This window comes from Anabaena sp. PCC 7108, from assembly GCF_000332135.1.
In the GTDB taxonomy this organism is placed as follows: Bacteria; Cyanobacteriota; Cyanobacteriia; order Cyanobacteriales; family Nostocaceae; genus Anabaena.
In genome coordinates, this window is the sequence record NZ_KB235896.1 from 4,825,709 (window position 1) to 4,852,235 (window position 26,527).

The 26,527-nt window shown below is 38.8% G+C and carries 20 protein-coding genes and 1 tRNA gene; 10 read left to right on the top strand and 11 right to left on the bottom strand.

Annotated elements, in window-relative coordinates:
* Positions 1–139 precede the first annotated feature (139 nt).
* The 4 genes from pds to ANA7108_RS0122610 all read left to right on the top strand — a co-directional run bounded on the left by pds (position 140) and on the right by ANA7108_RS0122610 (position 4,182).
* Entirely contained in the window at positions 140–1,585 is a 1,446-nt protein-coding gene (gene pds, locus ANA7108_RS0122595) for a 15-cis-phytoene desaturase (protein WP_016953107.1), read from the top strand.
* Positions 1,569–2,501 carry a 15-cis-phytoene synthase CrtB gene (crtB, locus tag ANA7108_RS0122600; protein ID WP_016953108.1) on the top strand — a complete coding sequence of 311 codons (933 nt, stop codon included), beginning with the start codon at positions 1,569–1,571 and terminating at the stop codon, positions 2,499–2,501. Before pds ends, crtB begins: the two co-directional genes overlap by 17 nt.
* A 107-nt stretch (positions 2,502–2,608) precedes the next feature.
* Positions 2,609–2,700, top strand: a tRNA-Ser gene (locus ANA7108_RS0122605).
* A 159-nt stretch (positions 2,701–2,859) separates the two neighbouring features.
* Complete coding sequence (locus tag ANA7108_RS0122610) at positions 2,860–4,182, top strand: ABC transporter substrate-binding protein (protein ID WP_016953109.1); 1,323 nt, start codon at positions 2,860–2,862, stop codon at positions 4,180–4,182.
* Between the two features lie 220 nt (positions 4,183–4,402).
* Here ANA7108_RS0122610 and ANA7108_RS0122615 read toward each other — a convergent pair whose 3' ends face one another.
* Positions 4,403–5,305, bottom strand: a complete 903-nt coding sequence (locus tag ANA7108_RS0122615) for a hypothetical protein (protein ID WP_016953110.1) — start codon at positions 5,303–5,305, stop codon at positions 4,403–4,405.
* A gap of 691 nt (positions 5,306–5,996) precedes the next feature.
* On the opposite strand from ANA7108_RS0122615, the gene ANA7108_RS0122625 reads away from it, so the two are divergent.
* Positions 5,997–8,036 (top strand): hypothetical protein, encoded by a 2,040-nt coding sequence (locus ANA7108_RS0122625; RefSeq protein ID WP_016953112.1) that lies wholly within the window; start codon positions 5,997–5,999, stop codon positions 8,034–8,036.
* A gap of 226 nt (positions 8,037–8,262) precedes the next feature.
* Here the strand turns inward: ANA7108_RS0122625 and ANA7108_RS0122630 are convergent, their stop codons facing one another.
* From ANA7108_RS0122630 to ANA7108_RS0122645, 4 genes are all read right to left on the bottom strand, one after another.
* On the bottom strand, positions 8,263–9,921 hold the full coding sequence (locus ANA7108_RS0122630) for a glycosyltransferase family 39 protein (RefSeq protein WP_016953113.1): 1,659 nt from the start codon (positions 9,919–9,921) through the stop codon (positions 8,263–8,265).
* Positions 9,922–10,008: 87 nt separating this feature from the next.
* Positions 10,009–10,341, bottom strand: coding sequence for a multidrug efflux SMR transporter (locus ANA7108_RS0122635; RefSeq protein ID WP_026104394.1), 333 nt, complete (start codon positions 10,339–10,341; stop codon positions 10,009–10,011).
* 36 nt (positions 10,342–10,377) lie between these two features.
* A complete protein-coding gene (locus ANA7108_RS0122640; protein WP_016953115.1) occupies positions 10,378–10,947 on the bottom strand; it encodes a YqeG family HAD IIIA-type phosphatase in 570 nt (189 codons plus the stop codon).
* A gap of 42 nt (positions 10,948–10,989) precedes the next feature.
* Complete coding sequence (locus ANA7108_RS0122645; protein WP_016953116.1) at positions 10,990–11,946, bottom strand: decaprenyl-phosphate phosphoribosyltransferase; 957 nt, start codon at positions 11,944–11,946, stop codon at positions 10,990–10,992.
* A 516-nt stretch (positions 11,947–12,462) separates the two neighbouring features.
* Here ANA7108_RS0122645 and ANA7108_RS0122650 point away from each other — a divergent pair.
* Complete coding sequence (locus tag ANA7108_RS0122650; RefSeq protein WP_016953117.1) at positions 12,463–13,446, top strand: folate-binding protein YgfZ; 984 nt, start codon at positions 12,463–12,465, stop codon at positions 13,444–13,446.
* 184 nt (positions 13,447–13,630) lie between these two features.
* On the opposite strand, the gene ANA7108_RS0122655 is transcribed toward ANA7108_RS0122650, so the two are convergent.
* The 3 genes from ANA7108_RS0122655 to ANA7108_RS0122665 all read right to left on the bottom strand — a co-directional run bounded on the left by ANA7108_RS0122655 (position 13,631) and on the right by ANA7108_RS0122665 (position 15,818).
* Entirely contained in the window at positions 13,631–14,368 is a 738-nt protein-coding gene (locus ANA7108_RS0122655) for a DUF5331 domain-containing protein (RefSeq protein ID WP_016953118.1), read from the bottom strand.
* Positions 14,369–14,424: 56 nt separating this feature from the next.
* Positions 14,425–14,736 carry a ferredoxin gene (locus ANA7108_RS0122660; RefSeq protein ID WP_237741540.1) on the bottom strand — a complete coding sequence of 104 codons (312 nt, stop codon included), beginning with the start codon at positions 14,734–14,736 and terminating at the stop codon, positions 14,425–14,427.
* A 107-nt stretch (positions 14,737–14,843) separates the two neighbouring features.
* A complete protein-coding gene (locus ANA7108_RS0122665; RefSeq protein ID WP_016953120.1) occupies positions 14,844–15,818 on the bottom strand; it encodes a cysteine synthase A in 975 nt (324 codons plus the stop codon).
* A gap of 266 nt (positions 15,819–16,084) precedes the next feature.
* Here ANA7108_RS0122665 and ANA7108_RS0122670 point away from each other — a divergent pair, with 266 nt between their 5' ends.
* The 3 genes from ANA7108_RS0122670 to ANA7108_RS0122680 all read left to right on the top strand — a co-directional run bounded on the left by ANA7108_RS0122670 (position 16,085) and on the right by ANA7108_RS0122680 (position 20,722).
* On the top strand, positions 16,085–16,390 hold the full coding sequence (locus ANA7108_RS0122670; RefSeq protein ID WP_016953121.1) for a hypothetical protein: 306 nt from the start codon (positions 16,085–16,087) through the stop codon (positions 16,388–16,390).
* A 12-nt stretch (positions 16,391–16,402) separates the two neighbouring features.
* Positions 16,403–18,484, top strand: a complete 2,082-nt coding sequence (locus tag ANA7108_RS0122675; RefSeq protein ID WP_016953122.1) for a dynamin family protein — start codon at positions 16,403–16,405, stop codon at positions 18,482–18,484.
* Between the two features lie 75 nt (positions 18,485–18,559).
* The gene (locus ANA7108_RS0122680) at positions 18,560–20,722 is read left to right on the top strand and encodes a dynamin family protein (protein ID WP_016953123.1); all 2,163 of its coding nucleotides are present in this window, start codon (positions 18,560–18,562) and stop codon (positions 20,720–20,722) included.
* Between the two features lie 68 nt (positions 20,723–20,790).
* Here ANA7108_RS0122680 and petJ read toward each other — a convergent pair whose 3' ends face one another.
* From petJ to ANA7108_RS0122695, 3 genes are all read right to left on the bottom strand, one after another.
* Entirely contained in the window at positions 20,791–21,126 is a 336-nt protein-coding gene (gene petJ / locus ANA7108_RS0122685; RefSeq protein ID WP_016953124.1) for a cytochrome c6 PetJ, read from the bottom strand.
* A gap of 270 nt (positions 21,127–21,396) precedes the next feature.
* Positions 21,397–21,885, bottom strand: coding sequence for a GNAT family N-acetyltransferase (locus ANA7108_RS0122690; protein ID WP_016953125.1), 489 nt, complete (start codon positions 21,883–21,885; stop codon positions 21,397–21,399).
* Between the two features lie 135 nt (positions 21,886–22,020).
* Positions 22,021–23,190, bottom strand: a complete 1,170-nt coding sequence (locus ANA7108_RS0122695) for an RpoD/SigA family RNA polymerase sigma factor (protein WP_016953126.1) — start codon at positions 23,188–23,190, stop codon at positions 22,021–22,023.
* Between the two features lie 745 nt (positions 23,191–23,935).
* Here ANA7108_RS0122695 and priA point away from each other — a divergent pair.
* The gene (priA, locus tag ANA7108_RS0122700; RefSeq protein WP_016953127.1) at positions 23,936–26,503 is read left to right on the top strand and encodes a primosomal protein N'; all 2,568 of its coding nucleotides are present in this window, start codon (positions 23,936–23,938) and stop codon (positions 26,501–26,503) included.
* The last annotated feature ends 24 nt before the right edge of the window (positions 26,504–26,527 follow it).

Genomic DNA, 26,527 nt, shown 5'->3' on the forward strand with positions numbered 1-26,527 from the left:
AAAATTCAATTCTTTTTACTTTATCTTTTGGCCTCTAATTCCTCAGCCTTTTCAGGAAGTGATACCAAATGTAACGGATTGCAACATATAATGAGAATCGAGAAAACAGTTAAGAAATATTGAAAAGCAGTAGGTTTAAATGCGAGTAGCGATTGCTGGTGCTGGTTTAGCAGGACTTTCCTGCGCGAAATACCTCATAGATGCAGGACATACTCCCATTGTCTTAGAACGTCGGGATGTATTGGGTGGTCTTGTTGCGGCCTGGAAAGACTCTGACGGTGACTGGTATGAAACCGGGTTACACGCCTTCTTTGGGGCATACCCCAACATGCTGCAACTGCTCAAAGAGTTAGGCATTGAAGACAGACTTCAATGGAAAGAGCATACACTGATTTTTAATCAACCAGATAAACCAGGAACACTCTCAAGGTTTGATGTTCCCGATATTCCTTCTCCCTTTAACATCATTGCCTCGATTCTTCGCAACAACGATATGTTGACTTGGGAGCAGAAGATTCGTTTCGCCATTGGGTTGCTTCCAGCCATCGTGCGCGGTCAAAAGTATGTTGAGGAGATGGATAAATACAACTTCTCAGATTGGTTAAAAAGGCAAGGTGTTGGTGAGCGGGTAGCGAGTGACGTATTTATCGCTGCTTCCAAGGCGCTAACCTTTATCAACCCTGATGAAGTTTCTTCCACAATTTTATTAACCGCCCTCAATCGGTTTTTACAAGAACGATACGGCTCCAAAATCGCCTTTTTAGATGGTTCTCCTACAGAACGACTCTGCCAACCCATCGTTGATTACATCACCGCAGGAGGTGGACAAGTCAGGCTGAATGCGCCCCTAAAAGAGATTTTGCTCAACCCGGATGGTACAGTAAAAGGGTTCTTGCTGCGCGGGTTAGATGGGGAGCAAGATGAAGAAGTGACAGCAGACTTTTACGTATCAGCCATGTCGGTTGACCCATTAAAAGTCATGTTGCCAGAACCTTGGCAGCAGATGGCATTTTTCCAAAAGCTGGAAGGTTTAGAAGGTGTACCAGTAATTAACCTCCATCTCTGGTTTGATCGGAAGTTAACAGACATTGATCACCTACTTTTTTCGCGATCGCCCCTCCTCAGCGTTTATGCTGATATGAGTAACACCTGTCGTGAATATGCTAATCCTGATCGCTCAATGCTGGAATTAGTTCTAGCTCCCGCCCAAGATTGGATTAGTAAATCCGACGAAGAAATTGTCTGGGCTACCATGGCCGAGTTGGAAAAACTCCTTCCTGACCACTTTAAAGGAGACAACCAGGCAAAACTGCTGAAATCTCACGTCGTCAAAACGCCGCGTTCAGTTTACAAAGCGACCCCTGGTCGTCAACAGTACCGTCCAACCCAAACAACTCCCATAGCCAACTTCTTTTTGAGCGGGAGTTACACCATGCAACGCTATCTAGGCAGTATGGAGGGAGCAGTACTTTCTGGTAAGCTAACAGCACAGGCGATCTCCGATAGCATCGCGCCATCGGGAGCAAACTCTTCCAACCTGCAAACGCTAACTCGACTGCCCGCAACGAATGCTGCAACTGCCTGATTCCCCCCCGCGCATGAAAACGCTGGTCTCTGTAGACGATTCCTACAAACTTTGTCAGGAACTCACAGCCAAGTATGCCAAAACTTTTTACCTGGGTACATTGCTGATGAGTCCGGCAAAGCGTCAATCTGTTTGGGCAATATACGCTTGGTGTCGCCGAACAGATGAATTAGTAGATGGACCCGCATCTGCTATAACCACGCCAGAAACCCTAGACCTATGGGAAAAGCAGCTGGACTCGATTTTTGCGGGCTGCCCATTGGACAATTACGACGTAGCTTTAGTGGATACTCTCCAACGCTTTGCCATAGACATTCAACCCTTCCGGGATATGATTGCCGGTCAGCGGATGGATTTATATCGCAGTCGTTATGAAACATTTGAGGATTTATACCTTTATTGCTACCGGGTTGCTGGTACTGTGGGCTTAATGTCAACGGCGATTATGGGTATAGATACCAGCATCTATACAGCGCCCTGGCATCGAAACCAACAACCGTATATTCCCACAGAAGAAGCGATCGCTCTGGGAATTGCCAATCAACTCACCAACATTCTCCGAGATGTGGGTGAGGACGCAAAACGGGGGCGGATCTACATTCCTCTAGAAGACTTGGCCAAATTCAACTACACCGAACAAGACTTTTTTAAAGGTGTAGTAGATGAACGTTGGCGTTCTCTAATGCGGTTTGAGATTGACCGCGCCCGCCAATTCTATATTCAGGCAGACAAAGGAGTTAGCTACCTAGCACCCGATGCCCGTTGGCCAGTTTGGACTGCATCAATGCTGTATGGGCAGATTTTAGATGTGATTGAGCGCAATAATTATGAAGTGTTCAGTCAACGTGCTTACGTCCCCCAATGGCAAAAATTCCGCACTTTGCCAGCGGCCTGGATGCGATCGCAAGTTTTATAAGGTCATTTGTCAGTGGTCATTAGTGATTAGTAACTGACCACTGCACAAATGACAAAATAACTATTGACTAGCTTAAAAATATCTGATAACATAATTACCTATGACAGGGAGAGGTGGCTGAGTGGTCGAAAGCGGCAGATTGCTAATCTGTTGATGGAATCGTAAGGTCCATCCGAGGGTTCGAATCCCTCCTTCTCCGTTTTTAGCTAAGTAAAAATTAATAATTCTCTAGCACTAATACTTCAGAAGAGGGATGCTATTATTTAGACTTTGGAGTCTGGATAGAATTGATCTGGATTTTTAACCTAGTTTTATCCTACTTTCAGGCTCCTGAACATCCCAGGATTGAGAGTTATCCATGTCCAGAATTAGTGTTTCCCTAGTTTTAACTATAGCTACCGTAGCCAGTGGATTATTGATGGCTGCTTGTGATAATACCACCACAACTAACCCAACACCTCCAGGAACTACTGCTACCCCAGCAGCTAACTCAACTAGTACAACCGATAATGCTAAAGGGTTAAAAATTGGTAGTTTGTTACCAACAACTGGTGACTTAGCCTCTATTGGTCAGCAAATGGCTGGTTCCGTTCCCTTGCTTGTAGATACAGTCAACGCTTGCGGTGGTGTAAACGGAGAAAAAGTCACCTTAGTAGAAGTAGACGACCAAACCGACCCCAGAGCCGGTGCAGCTGGTATGACCAAATTAGCAACTGTAGATAAAGTCGCTGGTGTAGTTGGTTCCTTTGCCAGTAGCGTTTCTACAGCGGCTGTTTCCGTAGCTGTACCCAATAAAGTTATGCTCGTTTCCCCTGGTAGCACCAGTCCCATTTTCACTGACAAAGCCCAAAAAGGTGACTTTAAAGGCTTTTGGGCGCGGACTGCTCCCCCTGATACCTACCAAGCACTAGCTTTAGCCCAACTGGCTAAGAAAAAAGGATTTAAAAGAGTTTCCACCGTTGTCATTAATAACGACTACGGGGTAGGTTTTGAAAAAGCATTTGTAAAAACCTTTGAAGAATTAGGTGGAACAGTAGTTAATAAAGATAAACCAGTCCGCTACGACCCCAAAGCCCAAACATTTGATACTGAAGCAGGTGCTACTTTTGCTGGTAAACCCGACGCAGTACTGGCTGTGATGTACGCTGAAACGGGAAGTTTATTCCTCAAAGCAGCTTATCAGCAAGGTGTAGCAAAAGGAGTACAAATTATGCTCACAGATGGAGTGAAATCAGATACTTTTCCTGAGCAAGTTGGTAAAAGTGCTGACGGAAAATATCTGTTATCAGGAGCTATTGGTACAGTTCCTGGTTCTGATGGTAAAGCATTAGCAGCTTTTAAAAAGCTGTGGCAAGAGAAAAAAGGCGGTGTACCAGGAGAATACGCACCTCAAGCTTGGGATGCTGCTGCTTTGTTAACATTGGCAGCACAAGCTGCTAAAGAAAATACAGGCGTTGGTATTGCGGGAAAAATCCGTGAAGTAGCTAATGGAACGGGTACAGAAGTAACTGATGTCTGTGAGGGATTGAAGTTACTAAAAGAGGGTAAAAAGATTAACTACCAAGGAGCCAGTGGCAATGTAGATGTTGATGCTAATGGCGATGTTCTTGGTGTTTATGATGTTTGGACTGTCGGAGACGACGGCAAAATCAAAGTGATTGATAAAGTTAGTCCCAAGTAGTTGGGGAGGCAGGGGAGACGCGGTGACGCGGAGATGGGGAGATGGGGAGACGCGGTGAGAAAGAGATGGGGAGACGCGGTGAGAAAGAGAGATTGCCTTCTGAGAGTCAACTCCTTCCCCCTATCCCCGTGTCTTCTTTTTCCATATCTCCCCGCGTCCCCGTGTCCCCGTGTCTCCGTGTCCCCGCGTCCCCGTGTCCCTGTTCCCCGTTCCCTTTTAATTAAAATCCGCTAAAGTTGTAACCGACTCCTAACAAAAGACCGACATCAGTTTGATTAAAAAATCCTGCATTGATAGAGGCTGTGGCAGTAAAGCGACTATTTAGAGGTACATCAATACCACCAGTTACTAATACAGCCGTTTCTGAATTATCACCAGTTTGAATGGCTGCACCGACTCCTACATAAGGAGCAATTGCTAGGGATTCAGAAAATGGATCTCCACCTGCGGACTGGAAGGAGAAGTCGTAAGTGATGGGAATGAGAAATAGGGTATTATCTCCTAATATCACTGATGGTCTTACTGAAAAAGACTTTGTCACACCAACTTTGCTGATGATGGCGAAGTTACCATCGCCCAAAGCTGAATCTCCACCACTTACACCAATATTGGCACCTACTCCAAGATAGCTACTACCACCACGGGTTGATCTTCCTACATCAATATCTGATTGTGCAATTTGATTTGGCTGTGCGACTTGAGCCACAGATGGAGGGGAAGTAGACTCAGAAGCTACATCTGTCAGTATCATGGATGAGGTGGCAACTGTACCTGGGACGGGTATAATTGTCCGACTGGGTGTTTTTTCTGTAGCTGCGTTGGGAAACTGCTGTATTTCAGCAAAGGTCGAATCTGTGGATTCAGCGCTCACTTGGCTGTCTGGAATGATCTTGGCAGCAAGCTCAGTTGCTCCTGTTTCCGAGACAGGTATTATGTCTGTAGTGGTGTTGGCGAGCGCTGGTACTTTGGTCAAAGTGGCTGCTGTGGGTTCTGCACTCACTTGGTTGTCAGGCATTACAGGATCAATAGGCTGTGGTGTCTGAGCATTTGCGGATAGGCTGCTACCTAAAACTGCAAGGGCGGCTAGACTTGGTAAGCACAAAAGATTTTTACGCAAAAACATCATATTCACATTCACTCCTACAAGAACCTACAATAATTATGGCAAAAAGGGATTCTGTTGGTTTAATTCAACAAATTTGAGCAATACTCAACATTTAACATCAAAAAATCGATTTTTACATCTTTAATTTGACATATGCACTGCGGATTTTAGAGCAACCTATTGAATTATAAGTAGCTTGGCGCAATTAAATATAAAATCTCGCTTCCAAACCTCTCACGCCAGTTGCTACAACGGGGGTTAGGTCTATCTTATATTTTTTAACGCCCACCTGACTTGAAAATAAGACCCCACCCCTAACCCCTCCCCGCTGTTTCGTGGAGGGGAATAAGAAGTTTTTTTTCATGTGTTCTGGTGTACACAGTTCATGATGGCTACTTAAGTACTCCGACAGCAAGCCCTAAATATATTCTTTCCTTGTTACGAGTCTCCGGCAATGAATTTAATTTTCGGCGTTGCATAATTGCGGGATGATTTGAGAATATGCATCAATATATAATCACCGCGTCTGGAGTGTCCCCGCGTCCCCGCGTCAGCCTCAATCATCCCCTTATTCAGCAACGCCTAATTTTGCATTAGTCCACGCAGGCGGACTGAGTTTGTGTAATAGCTAAATTTTACGAAGTTAGTATAAAATTACGATAGTTTTATAAATTAAATAGGATTGCTACCTACATTCCAGCTAGGCAAAATGAAAAATAATGCTTTATCCACTTGCTTGTATGCGATCGCTTCAAAACTCTATTCTCAAAAGTTTTCTGTCATCTTTATCTCTATTCTGGCAATTATTCTGATTATATTTTCCCTAAAGACCAACCCCATCAAACAAGGGGATGGATATGAATATGCTTTAATACTCCAAAGTTTTTTTAATCACTTCAGTCCAGATATTCGAGAAATAGATATCACCAGTCTTCTTAAAATCGTTGATAATCAACCTAGTTCCTACGATGTTAAAGTAGTCCAAGGAATCCTGGAAGCCTTTAGAAATGGCGAAAATGAAATTTATCTAGGAATTATCAAATCTAGCCGTGGAGAGTATTTTGGATACCATTTTTGGCTATATCCATTGATAAACTTGCCAGCTAAAGCAGTTCTGGCTGTTTTTAGACTTAATGAACTCAAGGCATTTCAGTTAAATAACTCGCTATTAATCAGTATTACCCTAGGTTATGTTTTACTGTTCTCAAAACAGTCTCCTTTTGTAAAATGGGTGATTGCACTACTTTATTTATTAGGTTGTAGCTTCTTTTATCTCCAATGGCCGCACCCGGAAGTTTTCATCGCCGCAATGATTTTAATTTCAGGATGTGCTTTTCTTGATCAACGGTTTTATGTAGCGGCTATGGCTGCAACTTTAGCAACTTTACAAAATCCATCTGTAGTTTTTCTTTTAGCCTCTATTCTGATATTCTTTCTAGTTAAAAATTCAAATTCAGACACTCTCAAGCATCCTTTAATGTTTATCAAAAAACATATTTGGATGGGGATTATTTCTGTGTTTATATTTTTACCATACGGATTTTATTACTATCACTATCAAATACCTAATTTGATTGTTAAACGAGGTTTTGTTAATCCTAAATTGATTAGCTGGGAACGGTTTATGTCCACGCTTTTTGACTTAAATCAGGGATTAATTGTTGGTTTCCCCGGCATCATGATTGGTGTGTTTACGCTGCTGGTATATCGTCTCATTCTAGCTGTAGTCAAAAAGAAACGACCAAATATTCATAAATCCGACATTTTGTTAGTGGCATTTGTATTAATGCTTCAGCCGACATTAAGTCAAACAAATTGGAATCATGGGCAAGAAATCTTCAGTCGATATACCTTCTGGGCTGGAATGGCATTGATTGTCTGGCTAGGTTCTAATCTAGACGAAGTAAAAAGTTTCCTTAAATATTCCCTTTTACCTGTAGTTGTCTTATTACAAATTGTTCCCAACGAGATTTTTTTTAGACATCCTAGTGATGGACATTATGTGAAGATGAAATCTCAAGCTGCCTGGATTTTATCTAATTTTCCTACTTGGTACAATCCAGAACCAGAAATTTTTTCGGAACGGGTGAGAGAATATGAGCAATTTGGTGAAACTATCGCTCCTAATCGACTAGATTCTCCTTTCATTTATGTAGATGAAAATGGTTTGATTAGAAAAATTCTCATCCATCAAGATTTTGTAAAGCAAACTCAAGAACGTCTTTGTGGAACTGGTGGAAAACTGCTAAATTCAGGTTCACAAGATTCAATAGAAAAGTTACTGACAAATATTTCTTTTAATCGTCAAGATTGGGGTTATATTAATGGCAGTTTTCAATGTGCTACACCATTGAGCATAAATTTTACTGAAGATGGTAACTCTCGTAATTTCACTCGTCAAGGTTGGGGAAAACCTGAAACAGATGGAAGATTGATCAAGTCTCAGGAAGCAAGATTTATTCTCCCTCTCGCTAGTCAGAAATTAGGTGATGTGAATTTGACAGCAGGGATAAAAAACCTTTCAGTAAATCAGAACTTACCCATTAAATTGGAAGTGATTGTCAATGGTATTACTGTCAATCAATGGACTTTGAATACTTCTAATCAGATTGTTGAATATCAGACAATAATTCCCGCCAAAGTATTACAAGTTAAGTCTCCAACATCTATGAGTTTTCGTCTTGTAGGAGAATCAAAAAAGTCTTCCAAATCTATCAATTTAAAAATTATCACAGTTAAAATAGATTAGGTAATTCCTCAAATGTTATAATGCCATGATGGCTTAGAGGATGTTTGAAAAGTATTATATTTAACACCAAAATATTGAAACCTAACACCTAACCCCTTCTCTAGTAGGGAAGGGGAAGAGGAAAACAAGGGTTTCAAAGTCTCTCTCCTATTAGGAGAGAGATTTAGAGAAAGGTTTTTAGTAAACTTTTAGACTTTTCAAACAACCTCTTAAAGACTGTCATGAATTAACTCTTTTTTTCTAGTTGCCAAAATTTAACGACGCTGTAGAAAGTAGGATCATAATATCGTCTCCAAGTATATTCTTTTTCAACATCAAAGTTAGAATTTATCTTCATGACATAATCTAAAAGAGATGAACTATCGACGTTATGACTTAAGACAAAAACATTCTGATAATTATCGATAATAGTAGGTTCTAACTCAAATACTTCAGAATTAAGTTGTTTTTTCTTTGTTGGATACAAAAAGTCAAATTCACCTTTTAAATTATAACTTAGATCAAAAGGTAAGATTCCTTGACATATCACCAGCGAATTTTTATTTATATTAATAATTTTGGCAACTTTAGGAATATCAAAGCTACTAAGTTTAATCCACCAAGCGTCAGTTTGAGATGAAATTATACAGGAAACTATTGATATGGAAATTAATAAAGAAACGGCTAATTTCCAGAATTTTCTCCACATTTCCTTAGTATCAACCTTAAATATTCTGATGACAATTAAATGAGCAACAGCAATTTGGATGCCCAAATAGGCAGGTATCAAGTATCTAGAAACTGCTGATCTCTTTCCTCCTGAAATGATATCTAATAGTGATAGAGGTAATACATTAAAAAGAATGAGAATAATAATAAAAGACCATGTTTGTTTTTTAGTGTGGCGAATTAGAAAATATAAGGAGTAGAGTACAAGTATCAATATTATTGCCATACCTAAATATGACAATAAATCAAAATATATAAAAGAATAATTAAAATCAAAAAATAGACGACTAATATTCAATAACCAAGCTTTCACAAGTGATTTAATAGGAACAGCACCAGTTAACCATGATGTCATTCCTTGAGCAGATGATAAGTTATGCACTAACATAATTACCCAAGGACAAAATAACACCAGGCTAATCAGAGAACTTATCGCATAATTGAAGATAATTTTAGGTAGGCGGAAACTTTTATTAAATAGAATATACACACCATGAGCTATGGCGACTAATACAATATAAAGATGTGTGTAAAGTCCTAGGGTCAAGCTAAGAGTATATATAGCCCAATCGAATCTTTTACCAGATTGAATTGCTTTCAAAAATGCAGCACTTGATAATAAAATCAAGGCTGTTAGCCAACTATATGGACGTGCTTCTTGAGCATACAAAACATGGAAAGGAGAAACGGCTATTATTATGACCGCACACCAACTAATCATAGGGGATTTAAATAATAATTGAGAAAGCCAATAAATCCCAGGGAATGTTAATAGGCTAACTAGTGCCGATACACTACGGGTGACGGCGACTGAATCACCCAGTAATCTGACCCATGTTTGTACTGCGATGAAATAAAGGGGTGTAAGTTGAGCTTCTTCTTTTGAGAGACCATTTAATAGTCCCTGCAAACCTTTTTCTGGTTGAAATCGTTGGTATTTCTGTAAATCTTCTAATGTGAAGACTTTGTTAGAAATAGTTTTTTGCTTCAGTTCTGTCAGCGCTTCTTGATAAGTGTAGCCTGATACTCTCAGAGATGTATAAGTTTCATCAAACCAAAATACTTTTTTGTCAATATTCACAAATCGGAAGAATATTCCTAATGCCAAAATAGTAACTATTAAAAGTTTAATAATGTTATCCGGCTTAATTTGCTCAAAATAATTAGAATTTGACATAACTGTTGAGATTTATAAAAAGTGATGATGTACTTTGTCAGATCAATAAGATTAATATTTAGTTAGCATTAAAGTATGACTTAAGCTTTATTTCTTGAAAAGAATAGCCCAAATACCAGTTAATATTAACCCTATTCCTATTCCATGAGTCATTGATATTTTTTCTTGAAAAATTACAGCACTAACAAGTGTTGTTGCTAAAATTGTCATTCCTATGACGACGGGATAAGCAAAGGATAAATTAAATTTAGACAAAACTGCGATATAAAAAACTGTGCTGAGACCGTAAGTTAAAATCCCCCCAATTAAATAGATATTTAATGGATTTTGTCCTGCTCCTAATTTTAATAAACTTTGGGCAATTGTGTTGAGAATCACGGTAATTAAAATTAGGACAAATAACATAAATTGATTATTCATATTTAACCTTAAATAGTGGTTTATAAAAAAATGCTTTTAATTTAATCTGAATTTATCATACCCACGATAATCATTAAATTTTTCTAGTTCGCTATGATTTGGATAAGGTTTCTGTACCCATTTACCAGCGATTTTTTCCCACCATCGGGGTGGATGAGGTAATGTGGCAACTTGAAGACAGGAACACCCACAAAGCCATGATCCTAAAACATCTGTATGCAAGCTATCACCAATGACTATTACTTGTTTTGTCTGTAACTGCATCTTAGCCATTGCTTGTTTAAATGCCTTAGGAAAAGGTTTTTTAGCTGGACTAATAGCTGGTATATTTAAACGTTCACACCAATATTTAACGCGATAGGCACGTTTACCATTGGAAAGGATAAAAAAATTTAATCCTGCTAATTTTGCCTGTGTTAACCAATCTTCGGCTAGAGGAGATAGATAACGATCATCTTCAGAAATAATGGTGTTATCTAAATCAAGGATAATTCCTCTAATGCCAGATTTAGTTAGTGAATTAATATTAATTTGTGCTAGTTTATATACTTGTTGTGATAGTAGGCTTGTGGATGTTTTTGGAAATAGATCCCGAAAATTTATCATTTGTAAATGCCTAATAATTTACTATTAAAAAGTGGTTCATATTTACTGAATCACTCCTTTATGTTTACATAAGAGAATTATAAAACAGGTGATAATCCAACTAATCACTGTTACAAGTATTGGTAAGTCTTTCAACAAAACTTCTTCGGGTCTTTCACTGCTATTATTTTCTTGTTCTTCAAGACTGTTATCAATATTATCAACGGGGTCACTGATTAATTGATAACGAAAAACACCGTATAACACAAATGGCAATGTTACTAACATCCAAGAAGTTGAAGCTCCCTTGAGGTATGGTCCAGCACTCCATAGGGCATAGGTGAGGACAGTACCAGTAGTTACGACATTTTCCATGCGACTGAGCAGGGATAGAGAGTAGCGTTTGAGTACAGCACGGGGTTTTGTGCCTTTTAGTTTTGTTAACCTGAGTTCGGCTTTGCGTTTTTCTATACCTAAAAACAATGCCAGCATGGCTGTGCAGAGTAAAAACCACGGTGATAGTGTAATATCTGTGGCTGCACCTCCGGCTAAGGCTCGCAAAATAAACCCAGTAGCGATCGCACAAATATCTAGAATCACCATCCGTTTCAGCCGCAAGTTATAGGCTATTTGCAGTATTGCATAGGCTGTGATGGTTGCACCTAAATAGGGCGATCGCCACCAACTACTCACAAGAGAACCGCCTAGTAATACCACAGCCATTGTTAAAGCGACGGGGACACTGACTAGTCCTGCGGCAATTGGCCGTTGACACTTGACAGGATGCTGGCGATCAGATTCCACATCTGCAATGTCGTTGATTAAATAAAAACTGCTTGATGTCAAACAAAACAGTACAAAGGCCGTAGCACTACCTAGTAGGGTCGGCAAATTTAGGCTAAAGGCAAACAGTGGTGCTGCAAAAACTACTAAGTTCTTTGTCCATTGTCGAGGGCGCAGAGCCATTAAATAAGGCAATTTTTGGTTTTTAGAGACTGGCTTTTGCGCTTCTGATTCCATAACTTGACCTGGTATACCTTTGATAGCTTATATGTTTATATGCAGCAATTTCACAGCTATATTCTGTTTAGTAATCGGGGTGTTATATCAAGTCCGGCTAATTGCTTATCAAAAAAACTCTCCGCGTAAGAGCGTCCCCGTGTCTTGAGCGCGGTTCCCTAATGATAAGTCTTTAACTGGACATGATATTATGGCTCTAGCTATCCCCTTGTGCTAATTAAACCATAATTATGGTAAAAACCTCATAGTAAAAATTTGATGATTTTTTATGTGAAATGCTTACAAAATCAGAGTTACAGTCATATTTTTCCCGATTTTACAGATGGATAAGGGAATCAGTAAAAGCAGTATTCTTTTAATAATTTAAGAAATATATACTACGAGTTTCTCTGTGCTTTTATATTTTTTAGGTAAAGAAATTATGTAGATAGTTTCTTGACAACTAGTTGAAGCTATAAACCCTTATTTGCTAAGATTTTCGGAGACCTCTATTGAAAAAAGCAACTCTGCAACACTATGTCAACATCTGCAATTGAGGATAAAGACGCAGCAGCTATCCACGCAGCGGAGACAGGGGTTGCCGTCTGCGATAATGGCTTTCATTGGGGAATTATCCGTGTTTCTAATGATGATAGACTCCGCTTTTTACACGGACAAAGTACTAATGATTTCCAAGGACTGAAACCAGGGGCAGGCTGTGATACGGTGATTTTGACATCGACAGCCCGAACTATTGACTTGGTGACTGGCTATGTTTTAGATGATGCGGTCTTGCTGTTGGTTTCACTGAACCGCCGTGAGTTTCTCATGCAATGGTTAGATCGTTATATCTTCTTTGCTGACAAGGTCATATTAACCGATGTGACTGATGAAACTGCAACCCTGAGCTTAATTGGCACTCAAAGTAATGAAATAATTGCCAAGCTGGGTGCTGGGGATCTGATCGGTCAACCTTATGGGAATCATATCTTAGTTGATGGTGTGATATTTGCGGTGGGTAGCGGTTTGGCGAACCCTGGATATACGCTAATTTTGCCAGTTGCTGAAAAAGCAAAATTGTGGAATCAAATATTAGAATTGGGTGCGGTAGAATTGAGCGATCGCACTTGGGAAATGCTGAGAATATTACAAGGTCGTCCAGCCCCGGATTTTGAACTTACGGACGATTATAATCCCCTAGAAGTAGGTTTATGGCAGACAGTATCTTTTAATAAAGGCTGCTACATCGGACAAGAAACCATTGCTAGATTAAACACATACAAAGGTGTAAAACAATACCTTTGGGGAATTCGGCTTGATGCTGCTGCGGAACCGGGAACCGTGATCACAATTGGGGAAGAAAAAGTTGGTAAACTGACCAGTTACACAGAAACCCCTGATGGACATTTTGGACTAGGTTACATCCGCAGTAAAGCAGGTGGTGTAGGTTTAAAGGTACAAATTGGAGTCACTGAGGGGGAAATAGTCGCAGTACCCTTTGTGTCTCATGAATACCCCTAGTAGCGTAGGGCGGAAGTCAAAAGTCAAAATATTAGTAGGGTACGTCAGATGGCAGAATTTTGTTAATTGTGGGCAAATTATCGGGTCTGACGTGGTTGGTGATCTGGCCGAACCACACCATAGAAGAGATAAAATCCGCAATTCATATTTGATAAACTTTGTTAATGCGTAAGTTATAAAAACTTTAAAACTTGCGGGTGATTGTACCCTCCTGTTCCCACCTCACACCTTGACAAAATTCATCTATCCAAGAAGGTAAACTACGGGAGTTAGTGGTAGGTGAAATATGAGGAACTTGTTTGATAGGAATGCTCGTATTCCCATTGCTATTAGGTGCAGTAACTCTAGTTAAGGAAGGAACAGCTTTGGTTTGATGAGGTACTACTGTAGATATTGAGAGCGATCGCACTGGCTTGTCAATTTGCTTCCGTGTTTGTTCGCGTCCCATTCCCGAAAGCGGTTTGGTTGGAGAATGGTTATCAACCGATGTAGTTACTGCACCCACTGCAACAGGTTCCCGCTTGTCATCAACATTAGTAGTAATTCTTAATAACACCTGTTTAGGTTCTGTTTGTATTGGTGTATCTACAACCTGACTTTTAGTTGGCGGCTTACTAACAACCTGGTTTTTAACTAGAGAATGCTGTGACTTTAATAACCGTAACTCTTCTTCAGGATTGAAGTTAAGACCTAAAGCCGTAACTATTTGATCAGGATTATTATTTAACTCTAGAATAAAAGGGAGTATGTTTTTTAACTCAGGTTCTAAAATAGATAAAGTGGCTAAAAGATAACCAGAAGAAGGTCGCCTGACACCATCATAAGATTGCCAAATTCGCATTTTAACTAGCCACAAACGATTTTCCTCGTAGTAACTCAGCCACTTCATTTTCAATGCTTGACGTAGCTGCTGAATTTCCATTTATGCCCTCACTTTATGTGTATAAAATTGCAGAATTTATATATTTTCAATTAGCTTTATCCCCAGGGATGAAACCTATGATAAAGCATACATTTAACTCTTTTACCACCCAACAAATGTTCTTCTACCAGTCGAGGGATTTCTTGAGGTTTAACTCCGCAATACCAAACCATCTCTGGTAAGACTAGCACCATTGGACCATTACCACATTGACCTAAGCAGCCACTAGCTGTAACTGTCACATTAAGTATACGTGAATCCTGAAAAGCTGTTAATACTTCCTCTGCACCTTGCTTTCTACAAGAACGATGTTGACATACTTGCACACAAATAGGAAGAGATTGTTTGTGATTTGGGACGTTTAACATTAATTCATCCATCGCCATTTTGACTATAAACGCCAGTTATCTAGGATTAAAAATAGGCTAAAATCTTGTGCATCGCCACCGAATAGTGGCGATAAGTAAAAAAACTCCTAATTGATAACCAATCCTTTGCTTGCTAACCATTCACTATTAAATATCCGTGATTGATAGCGAGAACCACTATCACACAAGATCGTCACAATAGTATGTCCTGGTCCCAATTGTTTAGCTAAAGCCACAGCCGCACCCACATTAATTCCAGTTGAACCACCCATTAATAAGCCATCTTTTCTTAATAGTTGATAAACAACTCGTAAGGCTTCTGAATCATCAATTTGGATAGCATCATCAATAGATACGCCTTCCATATTGGCGGTAATCCGGCTATTACCAATACCTTCAGTAATGGAATTCCCTTCTATTTTGATTTCACCAGTTTTGATATAGCTGTATAGTCCACTACCCAAGGGGTCAGCCACAACACATTTCACGCCCGGATTTTGTTTTTTTAGGTACATTGCTACACCAGCATAAGTACCACCAGTACCAGTTGCCGTTACCCAACCATCTATTTTACCGTCAGTCTGTTGCCAAATTTCTCTACCTGTGGTTTCATAATGGGCGAGACGATTGGCTAAATTATCAAACTGATTAGCCCAAATGGCGTTTTCCATTTCCGCCGCAATTCTACCAGATAGTTTGACGTAATTATTAGGATCTTTGTAAGGAACCGCAGGAACAGGACGAACTTCAGCACCCAAGGTAGTCAAAGCATCTATTTTTTCTTGGGATTGAGTGTTGGGAATAATAATCAAGCATTTGTAACCTTTAGCGTTGCATATATGTGCTAATCCAATACCCGTATTACCCGCAGTTCCTTCTACTACTGTACCACCAGGTTTGAGAAGTCCTTTTTTTTCTGCATCTTCGATGATATAAAGTGCAGCACGATCTTTGACTGAACCACCAGGGTTGAGAAACTCTGCTTTGGCCAAAATTTCACAACCTGTTTCTTCACTAAAACTGTTTAAGCGAATTAGTGGGGTGTTACCAATCGTACCAACAAATCCATTTTTGATATCCATGTTGAATCTACCTGAGTTCTTCCCAATCAAATTTTGACATTTAACGAAATCTTAGTGCCATTGCTTTTCTGTCTTTTGGTCAACATTTTCCGAAAAGTAAGTACAAAAGATTGAATCTAAACTGGGTGCAGCAATGGTAATATTGCTTTGTTAATTTACTCCAGTAATTAGATAGCAATAGTGGTTTTACTGTTGTTTTCTTTTCAATTCCTGGCGTAAATTACAATACAATATACTAAATAATGTCCTAAACAAGGTGGACGCTGATGAAATCTCCTCATGAACATAATCAAAACATTCAACGCCAGGTAGAAAAGCGACTTCGAGAAATGGATGATCAACTCCATGCTATTGATGCACCTTTCTATAAAACACAGAAACATAAACCTGAACAATCTCAAAAACCTTGGCTAAAAACAGTAATTTTCGGTGGTAAACTTTTTGGTTTGGCTGTGGCAACTATAGTTGCAGTGCGAGTAGCTTCAGCTTTAGCGGGAATTGTGATTTTTGGGGCTTTGGTTTTTTTCGTTTATAAGCTTTTCTTGGAATCGAAAATTAAAAACTCTAAATAAAGTGGCATCACCATGAATTATCAAGTTGGAACTGATCAGTTTATCAATGATTTAGAACGAGTTTCTCAAGTTCGTTCGGAAATTTCTATTTGTTTAAGCAAAATCGCCGATACTATTAATCAAGCCGAATTTGTTGGAGATACTTCATCAGGTAAATTAAGTTTAACAAGAGATATTCAAGACATTACAGCCGCCAGTAAAAATCTCAGAAATGGTGTATTTAGGCTATTGGTTTTAGGTGACATGAAACGGGGTAAAAGTACGTTTCTCAATGCCTTAATTGGTGAGAATTTATTACCAAGCGATGTAAATCCCTGTACCGCAGTATTAACAATTTTACGCTATGGAGTAGAAAAGAAAGTTACCATTCATTTTAATGATGGCAAAATTCCCCAACAGCTAGATTTTCAAAGCTTTAAATATAAATATACCATTGATCCAGCAGAAGCAAAGAAATTAGAACAAGAGCAAAAACAAGCATTTCCTGATGTTGATTATGCAGTAGTTGAGTATCCTTTGACTTTACTAGAAAAGGGCATTGAAATTGTTGATAGTCCAGGTTTAAATGATACAGAAGCTCGAAATGAATTATCTTTAGGATATGTGAATAATTGTCATGCAATTTTATTTGTCATGCGGGCTTCTCAACCTTGTACTTTAGGTGAAAGACGGTATTTAGAGAATTATATCAAAGGACGGGGTTTATCGGTTTTCTTTTTAGTTAATGCTTGGGATCAGGTAAAAGAATCATTAATTGATCCTGATGATATTGAAGAATTAACAGCAGCAGAAACCAGACTAAGACAAGTATTTAAAGCCAATTTAGCTGAATATTGTTATGTAGATGGACAAGATATTTACGAAGAAAGAGTGTTTGAACTTTCTTCAATTCAAGCACTGAGACGCAGATTAAAAAATCCTCAAGCTGATTTAAGTAAAACTGGCTTTCCTGAGTTTATGGGGGCGTTAAATACCTTTCTAACGAGGGAAAGAGCGGTTGCTGAATTACGTCAAGTTAGAACCCTAGCTAGACAAGCTGTAAACCATACCCGCGAAGCAATTGATAGACGCATTCCTTTACTTGATCAAGATGTAGATGAATTGAAAAAACGGATTGATTCAGTTGAACCTGAATTCACAAAACTCAATAGTATTCGTGATCAATTCCAAAAAGAAATTATGAATACCAGAGATGATCAAGCGCGAGGAATATCGGAATCTTTTCGCAGCTATGTTTTAAACTTAGGTAATACCTTTGAAAATGATTTTTTGCGCTATCAACCAGAATTAAATTTATTAGACTTCTTGAGTAGTGGAAAGCGAGATGCTTTTAATATCGCCCTCCAAAAAGCCTTTGAACAATATATCACAGATAAATTTTCAGCTTGGACTTTAAATGCTGAAAAAGACATGAATTCAGCCTTTAGAGAATTATCTAATTCCGCAGCCCAATATGGTGCTTCTTACAATCAAGTTACCAATCAAATTACCGAAAAACTAACCGGACAAAAAGTGAATGTTAATACCCATGCTACCACAGAAGAGGATAACTCTCCTGGCTGGGCAAAATGGGCAATGGGTTTGTTATCTTTATCTAGAGGTAACTTAGCAGGTGTAGCTTTAGCTGGTGTGGGATTTGATTGGAAAAATATCCTTTTAAACTACTTCACCGTTATTGGTGTAGGTGGTATGATTACCGCAGTAACAGGAATTTTCCTCGGTCCAATTGGTTTTGCTTTATTAGGTTTAGGAGTAGGAATTTTACAAGCAGATCAAGCAAGAAAAGAATTAGTAAAAACTGCGAAAAAAGAATTAGTAAAATATCTTCCCCAGGTAGCGAACGAACAAGCACCAATTGTTTATGATGCAGTAAAAGAGTGTTTTAATAGCTACGAAAAAGAAGTAAGTCAGCGGATTAATGATGATATTAATTCTCGTAAATCAGAATTAGATAATCTTCTCCAACAGAAAAAAACACGAGAAATAAACCGTGAAACTGAATTTAAACGGTTTAAAAACTTACAGGAAAACATCATTGAACAATTGCAAAAAATCGAAGCTGCTTACAGCAACTTATTAGCTTATTACAGCTAAATAAAAGAAAAGATCCCCAACTTCTTTAAGAAGTCGGGGATCTATGTATGTAAAACTAATTAACAAGTAATAATCATGCAGCAAAAATATCAAGATTATAGTGAATTAACAGATGCTTTAAAATCCACCTGTAAATTATTGAATTTAGATAAAAATTCTCAACTACATCAAGATGTAATTTCTATTTGTGATTATTTAGCTAATCCTAACTTTAAAATTGCCGTATTTGGTCCCTTTAATCATGGTAAATCAACATTGCTAAATGCGATGTTAGGAAATCGTACCTTACCCATTGATTTAATTCCCACCACAGGTGCAGCAATTACCGTTAAATATGGTACAACTGTCCGCACTCGGATAATGTTAGTCGATGGTACAGAAATCTATCGCAGTGGTACAGAAGTTTTACAACAATTTGCGGTTTTAGATGGTAATAGACAGATGCGAAAAGATGTTGCTTCTGTTGAAGTGTTTTGTCCCCATCCTTTTTTAGAAACAGGAATCGAATTTATTGATTTACCGGGAACTAATGATAGAGAAGCACAAGATAATTTAGTAAAAGATAAATTATTAGGAACAGATTTAGTTATTCAATTATTAGATGCACGCAAACTCATGACTTTAGGAGAAAGAGAAAATCTCCGTGATTGGTTATTAGATAGAAATATTAAAACAGTTATTTTTGTCGCCAACTTTCTCAATTTGCTTGAACCAGAAGAACAAAAACAAGTTCAAAATCGGTTAGTATTTGTAGCTGAAAGTTTCCGCGCTGATTTACCTTCCGGGTTTAGTAATTTATATCGAGTTGATGCTTTACCTGCTTTACGCGCTAGATTAAAAGGTGATGTTGCGCTTGCGAATAGCAGCGGTTTAGCTGCTTTTGAAACAGCTTTGCAAAATCTAGTTGGTATTTTACAGCAAAATTATGGTGATCTGCGTTTACCAAGATTGCAAACTATATCTTCTCGACTACAAACTTTATTAGTTGATCAAATTTACAAATCTGCTCAAAAAATTAAAATATTTGATGATAAAGAAATTGCTAAATTAGAAATTCAGCAAAAAGCCCAAAACCTAATTTTTCAAGGTTTTAAAACTAGTATTCATGAATTAGAAAGTTGGTTATCTTTACCTAATTTATTAGCAAAATATCAAGCTGATATTGCAGTTGCACTTGCTGAAGATAATTTGCAATCTTGGCAAAAAGGAACCTTTAAAAAAGACTTAACAGAATTACAAAACTCAGTAGTAAAATGGCTGTATCAAGCTTATAATTTTTTTAAATCAGAACGTCCAGAAGATTTACAAATTCCCTTTCCTCATGCACCTGAATTAACTCTACCTGTAAAACCAACTACTATTAATAGTAGTGATGTAACTGATCCTAGTTCTATTGCTGTAGGTGGTGGAATTGGATGGTTATTAGGAGGTCCCGTGGGTGCTGCTGTGGTGGGAAGTATTTCCTATATCTTAAATAAGAACTTGCAAAAGCAAGATGAACAATCAGTTAAAGATTCTTATAATCAACAAGTTGCTAAAATTTGTATTGCTGCGGCTGAAAATTATTTATCACGTTTTAGTAGTCAGGGTTTATCTATCTTGGCTGAATATGAACAAAAAGCGGCAAAAGTAATTTGTGTTGAAGTGAGTAAAGAACCAGTGGAAATTACTCAACAAAGGCAAGATTTACAAAGATTGCAAAATCAATTTAATCAGTTATTGTCACAGTTAGAAAAAGCGAATATTACTAGCAAATATCAACCTTATCAAGATAAACCTAAATCTGCAAATCCTCAACCACCAAAACAACAGGTTTATACACCTCCAAAAGAAAATACAACTCGGAATCCTCAACCAAAGGTAGAACCTCCACGTCAACAGGTTAATACCCCACCATCTCCACCAGCAAACCCAGCAGAAGTAGAAGCGAAATTTCGGGATTGGGAACTAGAACAAGAAATAGCAGAAATTAAAGCTAATATGAAATCACCTAGTTCAAATCAAAAAGCACAAACTCCGCCAAAAACACCAGCACAAAATGATAAAATTACTCCCGCTTATCGAATTTTAGGATTGCAATCTAATGCTTCTTTTGCTGAGGTGAAACAAGCTTATAAAATATTAGTAAAAAAATGGCATCCTGATTTATTTGTTAATCAACCGCAAATGCAAAAACAAGCACAGGAGAAGATGCGGTTAATTAATGAGGCTTATAATATTTTAGTGGTTAATAAATAGGTATTATTAAAAACAATAGCGGGACGAAAAGCCCCGCACATTGTTAGGTAATTAGATTAGACGTGAACTTACTTCTTCCAACCGTTATCTGCTTGTTCCAGTACGTAAGCAGCTACATCTTCAATCTGGGCTGGTTTTAAGCGACCTTTAAAAGCAGGCATAGCACCTTTACCGTTTGTAACTTGGGCAATAATTGCCTCTGCTGAGTACATCTCGTACTTTACCAAATCCGCCTTCTTGAGGCTTTTAGCAGCGTTAACCAAATTCTTGCCACCTGCGTGACAAGAAGCACAGTTAGCACTAAATACTTTGCTTCCATCAGCAGCATCTGCCAAAGCTGGACTACTGAAGGCAAAGGTGAAGATAGCTATGCCTAACAGTAATACTGAAATTATCTTTTTCATCTCGTGTTCTCTCTACAACAACGGCTAATTCTGTCAAATCTCCTTCATAATTGTGATTTGAGCAGTTGCTTGTGTCAAACGACAGGCTGTCAAACTTGGCTTTGACAACTAAAGATTTTAATTTGTAATTCCGAGAAGACGGTGCTAGTTTGAGGATTGGTACAAATGTAAATTTATATAAATGGAAATTTTAAGATTAGCAAGAATAAATTAATAATGAAGAAGAAAAGGAAAAGCATATCAAAAACTTTATCCTTTATCCAGAAAAATTTATCCTTTAGCTGCTAACTTTTTGATTGTCTCTTCTGTGACCCGACAGATTCGCCAATCATCTAAAATATCTGCTCCCATGCTGCGGTAAAATGCTTGTGCTGACACATTCCAATCCAAAACACTCCATTCTAAGCGCCCACAATCACGCTCTACAGCTATTTGGGCTAATTTAGCTAGAAGTGCTTTACCAATACCTTGACGGCGAAATTCTGGTAAAACAAATAAATCTTCTAGATAAATTCCTGGCTTAGTCAAAAATGTAGAATAGTTGTGAAAGAATAGGGCAAATCCCACAGCTTGACCCGCAGATTCTACTAAAATTGCTTCTATATATTTTGGTTCACCAAATAAATGCTCTTTTAATGCTTGAGCATTACCAGTGACAGCATCAGATAATTTTTCATATTCTGCTAATCCCTGAATTAATTCAAACAATACAGCACTATCACTGGGTTCGGCAAACCTAATCTTTAAATTAGAAGACATCATGTAATTTTAGATTTCAGATTTCAGATCAATTTTAGATTTTACCTTGTCAGTGAACAGAAATGATATGCAGGAGTTAAAATTCTGACATTGGTGAAGGAAGTTAATCTAAAATCCAAAATCTAAAATCTAAAATCATATCAACCAACCCTTTAAACGTTTAGCAATGTGAGGACGGCGTAACTTTCGCATGGCTTTACTTTGGATTTGGCGGACTCTTTCGCGGGAAAGGTTGAACATATTCCCAACTTCTTCTAAGGTGCAGGGTTCGCTGGTTGTCAGTCCATAGCGTAAAGAAATTACGTCTTTTTCTCTTGGTGTTAATACGTCTCCTAATACTTCCCAAATCTCCTGACGCATCATGTTTTCATTCATTTTGGCTTCTGGAGATTGGTTGTCTTCATCTTCCAGCAAGTCCATTAATTCCGTGTCTTCTTCCTTCCCAACACGGTGATTGAGGGATAAGGCTTGACGACGCAGTTGTTGAAGTTGACGTAGTTGTTGGACGCTAATTTCCAAAGATTCCGCCATTTCGGCTTCCGAGGGGTTACGAGCCAGTTTTTGCTTGAGTTCCCTTTGCGCCTTTTTGAGTTTGTTAAGTTTTTCTACAATATGGATTGGTAGGCGGATAGTGCGGGCATCATTAGCGATCGCTCGTGTAATCGCCTGTCTAATCCACCAATAAGCATAAGTAGAGAACTTATAGCCTTTATCGGGGTCAAACTTTTCTGCGGCGCGATTTAAGCCCATAGCGCCTTCCTGAATCAAATCTAGAAACGGAACCCCCCGGTTGAGATAACGCTTGGCGATAGATACCACTAACCTCAGATTCGAGCGAATCATTTTCCGCTTCGCTACTCTTCCTTGATATAAGCGACTTTCCAGTTGTTTCTCTGTCATGTCAAACTTGGCGGCCACTTCGCTTTTGCTTGGTTCCTGTCCCAGTTCTAATTCCAAAGCATCTTGTAAGTCTTTGACTTCTTCTAAAAACCTAACTCGCCGCGCTAACTCTACTTCCTCATCAGGTTTTAAGAGAGGGTAACGCGCCATTTCTTTAAAAAACGCGCCTACTGCATCATCATGTTCGGTTTTATTGTATCCCGAAGGACGAGCAGCTGCCATCTCATCCCCATCCCGTTCATCTGACTCCAAATTTTCTACAATTGAAGAGTCTTCAAATACTACCGCATCTAAACTATCAAGTGATGGTTCTTCATTATCAGCTGCGTTCTCCAGTATTTCCATCGTTCCCAATTCAGCAATATTCATAGTTTCCTTTAGGGATTGTTGCTTTGTTTGGTACATAAATTAGTGACAGAGGCTCGTTTGAGGATTGGTAGTTTTTCTTAAGAGATAAATACATCCATTTACCTAGACAAATACAATCTTCTCAAGAATTCCTGATTTGGAACGAAAATCTGTACCTGTTTGTCATGTTTTTCGGTTATGTTTAGATACAACCTATATGGGCTTTGCACCCAAAATACCATCTTCTCCGACTACCAGCAGACATATTCCCCATTTTTTTATTAATCACCAAATATGTCAAACCCCCCTCAAACATTCTCAACCTTAACAAATATAAAAATTCCATCTAAAAAACCTTATATCTTAATTTTTCATGTAGTTTCATATATTTTTAGTGGGGTTAAGCGATAGAAGTACAGGTCTAGCAAATGATACAAATTACGAAAATGCTGGATTAAAATCCGGAAAATATTAATTGTATAAAAGCATCTCACATAGAAAAAATATTGAATATCTATCAATGGGCGGAAAAAAAATATTCCCTATTTAGTAGTTCAGCAATTAACTCTTTAATATCTAAGATACTTTCATTTGTGTAGTTAGCATCAAATATTTATTGCACGTACTGTGGAAATTAATTTATCTAGTGAATAACACCAGTTAAAACTTATCAAGTATGATGAGTAATAAAAGTATTGCGAAATACTGTTTGCTGGTAGTAATCCAAGCAGTTAAAGTTAAGTAAGCCTGGTGAATGTTATCCAGGTATATGAGCAAATATCTGTTTAAAAAGTCGATAATCATGTATATTAAGAGCGTAAAATTATCTTCTGTAGCGGTAGCTGAACCTGGGGAGTCATACCAGTCAAAAACAACTATTTATCGCTGGATTGAAACACTCGTAGATTGTCCAGGAAGCTCAGACCTCTATACATACGAAATACCAACCCAGTTAGAAATAAAACCAGGGGATATTTTGACTGTTCCCTTCGGGACACAACAGATAGGAGCGATCGCTATTCGTTTGTTATCTCAACCACCAGCAGATTTAGCAGTAGAAAAAATTCGAGAAGTAGAAGATGTAGTCAGCAAAGGATTTTTTCCTAGCACCTACTGGGAATTGCTCAATCGCATCGCCGCTTATTACTATACGCCCTTAATTCAAGTAATTCGAGTAGCTTTACCACCGGGAATATTAGGGCGATCGCAACGTCGTTTACGTTTAACACCCTTGGGAAGAGATCAAGATGTTTCTAGCAATACTTTTGTTTTCATGTCACCAACAGCGCAACAAGTTCTAGAACTGTTGCAAAAAACCCCCACAGGTGACTATAGCTATCACTATATCCAACAAAAAGTTAAATCGGCATATCGAGGAACTCGTGAATTAATCCGCTTGGGATTAGCAGAAAACTACCTAGAACCACCACGACTAAATCAACCCAAACTGCAAAAAGCAGTCACATTATTAGATAACAATGATCGAGATTTAACAACCCGTCAAAGAGAAATTATTGAAGTATTAAAACGACAAGGTGGAGAATTATGGCAAAATGAATTATTACAAACTTGCAGCGCCAGTACCTCTATTTTGAAAGCCTTAGAACAAAAAGGCTATGTAGTAATTGAAGAACGGGAAATATTACGGAGAGAACAAAGTCCCTTAATGGCTGGGGATCAAGCCAAATCCTTAACAACAGCCCAAACTCACGCCTTAAAAACCATACAATCATTAAATGGATTTGCTCAAATTTTATTACATGGGGTGACAGGTTCAGGAAAAACCGAAGTTTACTTACAAGCGATCGCACCCCTCCTCAACCAAGGAAAATCAGCCCTAGTATTAGTACCAGAAATTGGACTCACACCTCAACTTACAGACAGATTTCGCGCCCGTTTCGGTAACAAAGTCCAGGTTTATCACAGCGCTCTTTCCGACGGTGAACGCTACGACACATGGCGACAAATGTTTACAGGAGAACCCCAAGTAGTCATAGGGACTCGCAGCGCCATTTTCTCGCCTTTACCCAACTTAGGTTTAATTATTCTTGATGAAGAACACGACAGCAGCTTTAAACAAGATGCGCCCATTCCCACCTACCATGCCCGCACAGTCGCCCAATGGCGTGCAGAATTAGAAAATTGTCCCCTCATTTTAGGTTCAGCTACACCATCCTTAGAAAGTTGGGTTTCTGTAAAAGCAGAGAACACCTCCCCATCTCCCCATCTCCCCACCTCCCCATCTCCCCATCTCCCCACCTCCCCATCTCCCCACCAACCCAATACCCAATACCTATCACTTCCCGAACGCATCAACTCCCGGCCTTTACCACCGGTAGAAATAATTGATATGCGGCGAGAGTTACAAGCGGGAAATCGTTCTATATTTAGTAGACAACTGCAAGAAGCCCTAGAAGAGCTAAAAGAGAGAAAACAACAGGGAATCTTATTTATTCATCGTCGGGGACATAGCACCTTTGTTTCTTGTCGCAGTTGTGGTTATGTGTTGGAATGTCCCAACTGTGACGTATCCTTGGCTTATCATCATGTAGAAGCAGGAGCGCCCGAATTATTGAGATGTCATTATTGTAATTATGGGCGATCGCATCCTCCCCACTGTCCCGAATGTAGTTCACCCTATCTCAAATTTTTTGGGAGTGGAACGCAACGAGTAGCACAAGAACTTAACAAACAATTTCCCCACCTCAAATTAATTCGTTTTGATAGTGACACCACCCGCAACAAAGGCGCACATCGTAACTTACTCAGCCAATTTGCAAACGGTGAAGCAGACTTATTAGTAGGAACACAAATGCTCACCAAAGGATTAGACCTACCCCAAGTTACTCTTGTAGGTGTAGTTGCGGCTGATGGCTTACTGCATTTATCAGACTATCGCGCCAATGAACGCACATTTCAAACCTTAACCCAAGTTGCAGGAAGAGCCGGAAGAGGGGAAGATCCGGGAAGGGTAATTATTCAAACTTATACCCCAGAACATCCAGTAATTGAAGCCGTAAAAACCCACGATTATCAATCTTTTTGTGATGCAGAATTAGAACAACGGGAAGCACTTAATTATCCTCCCTATGGCAGATTAATATTATTGAGATTGAGTAGCCTTGATCCCATCCAAGTGCAAAATACAGCCCAAATCATAGCCACAAATTTTAGTGATCAAGAAGGATTTGAAATCTTAGGACCAGCACCAGCTAGTATATTACGAGTAGCTAATCGTTATCGCTGGCAAATATTACTGAAATTTACTGCTGATGCACTACCAAATTTACCCGATTGGGCAGAAATTAGAGGGCTTTGTCCTTCTTCGGTCAGTTTAACGATTGATGTCGATCCAATTAATATCATGTAGTCAAGTTAAGTTAAGATCCCCGAC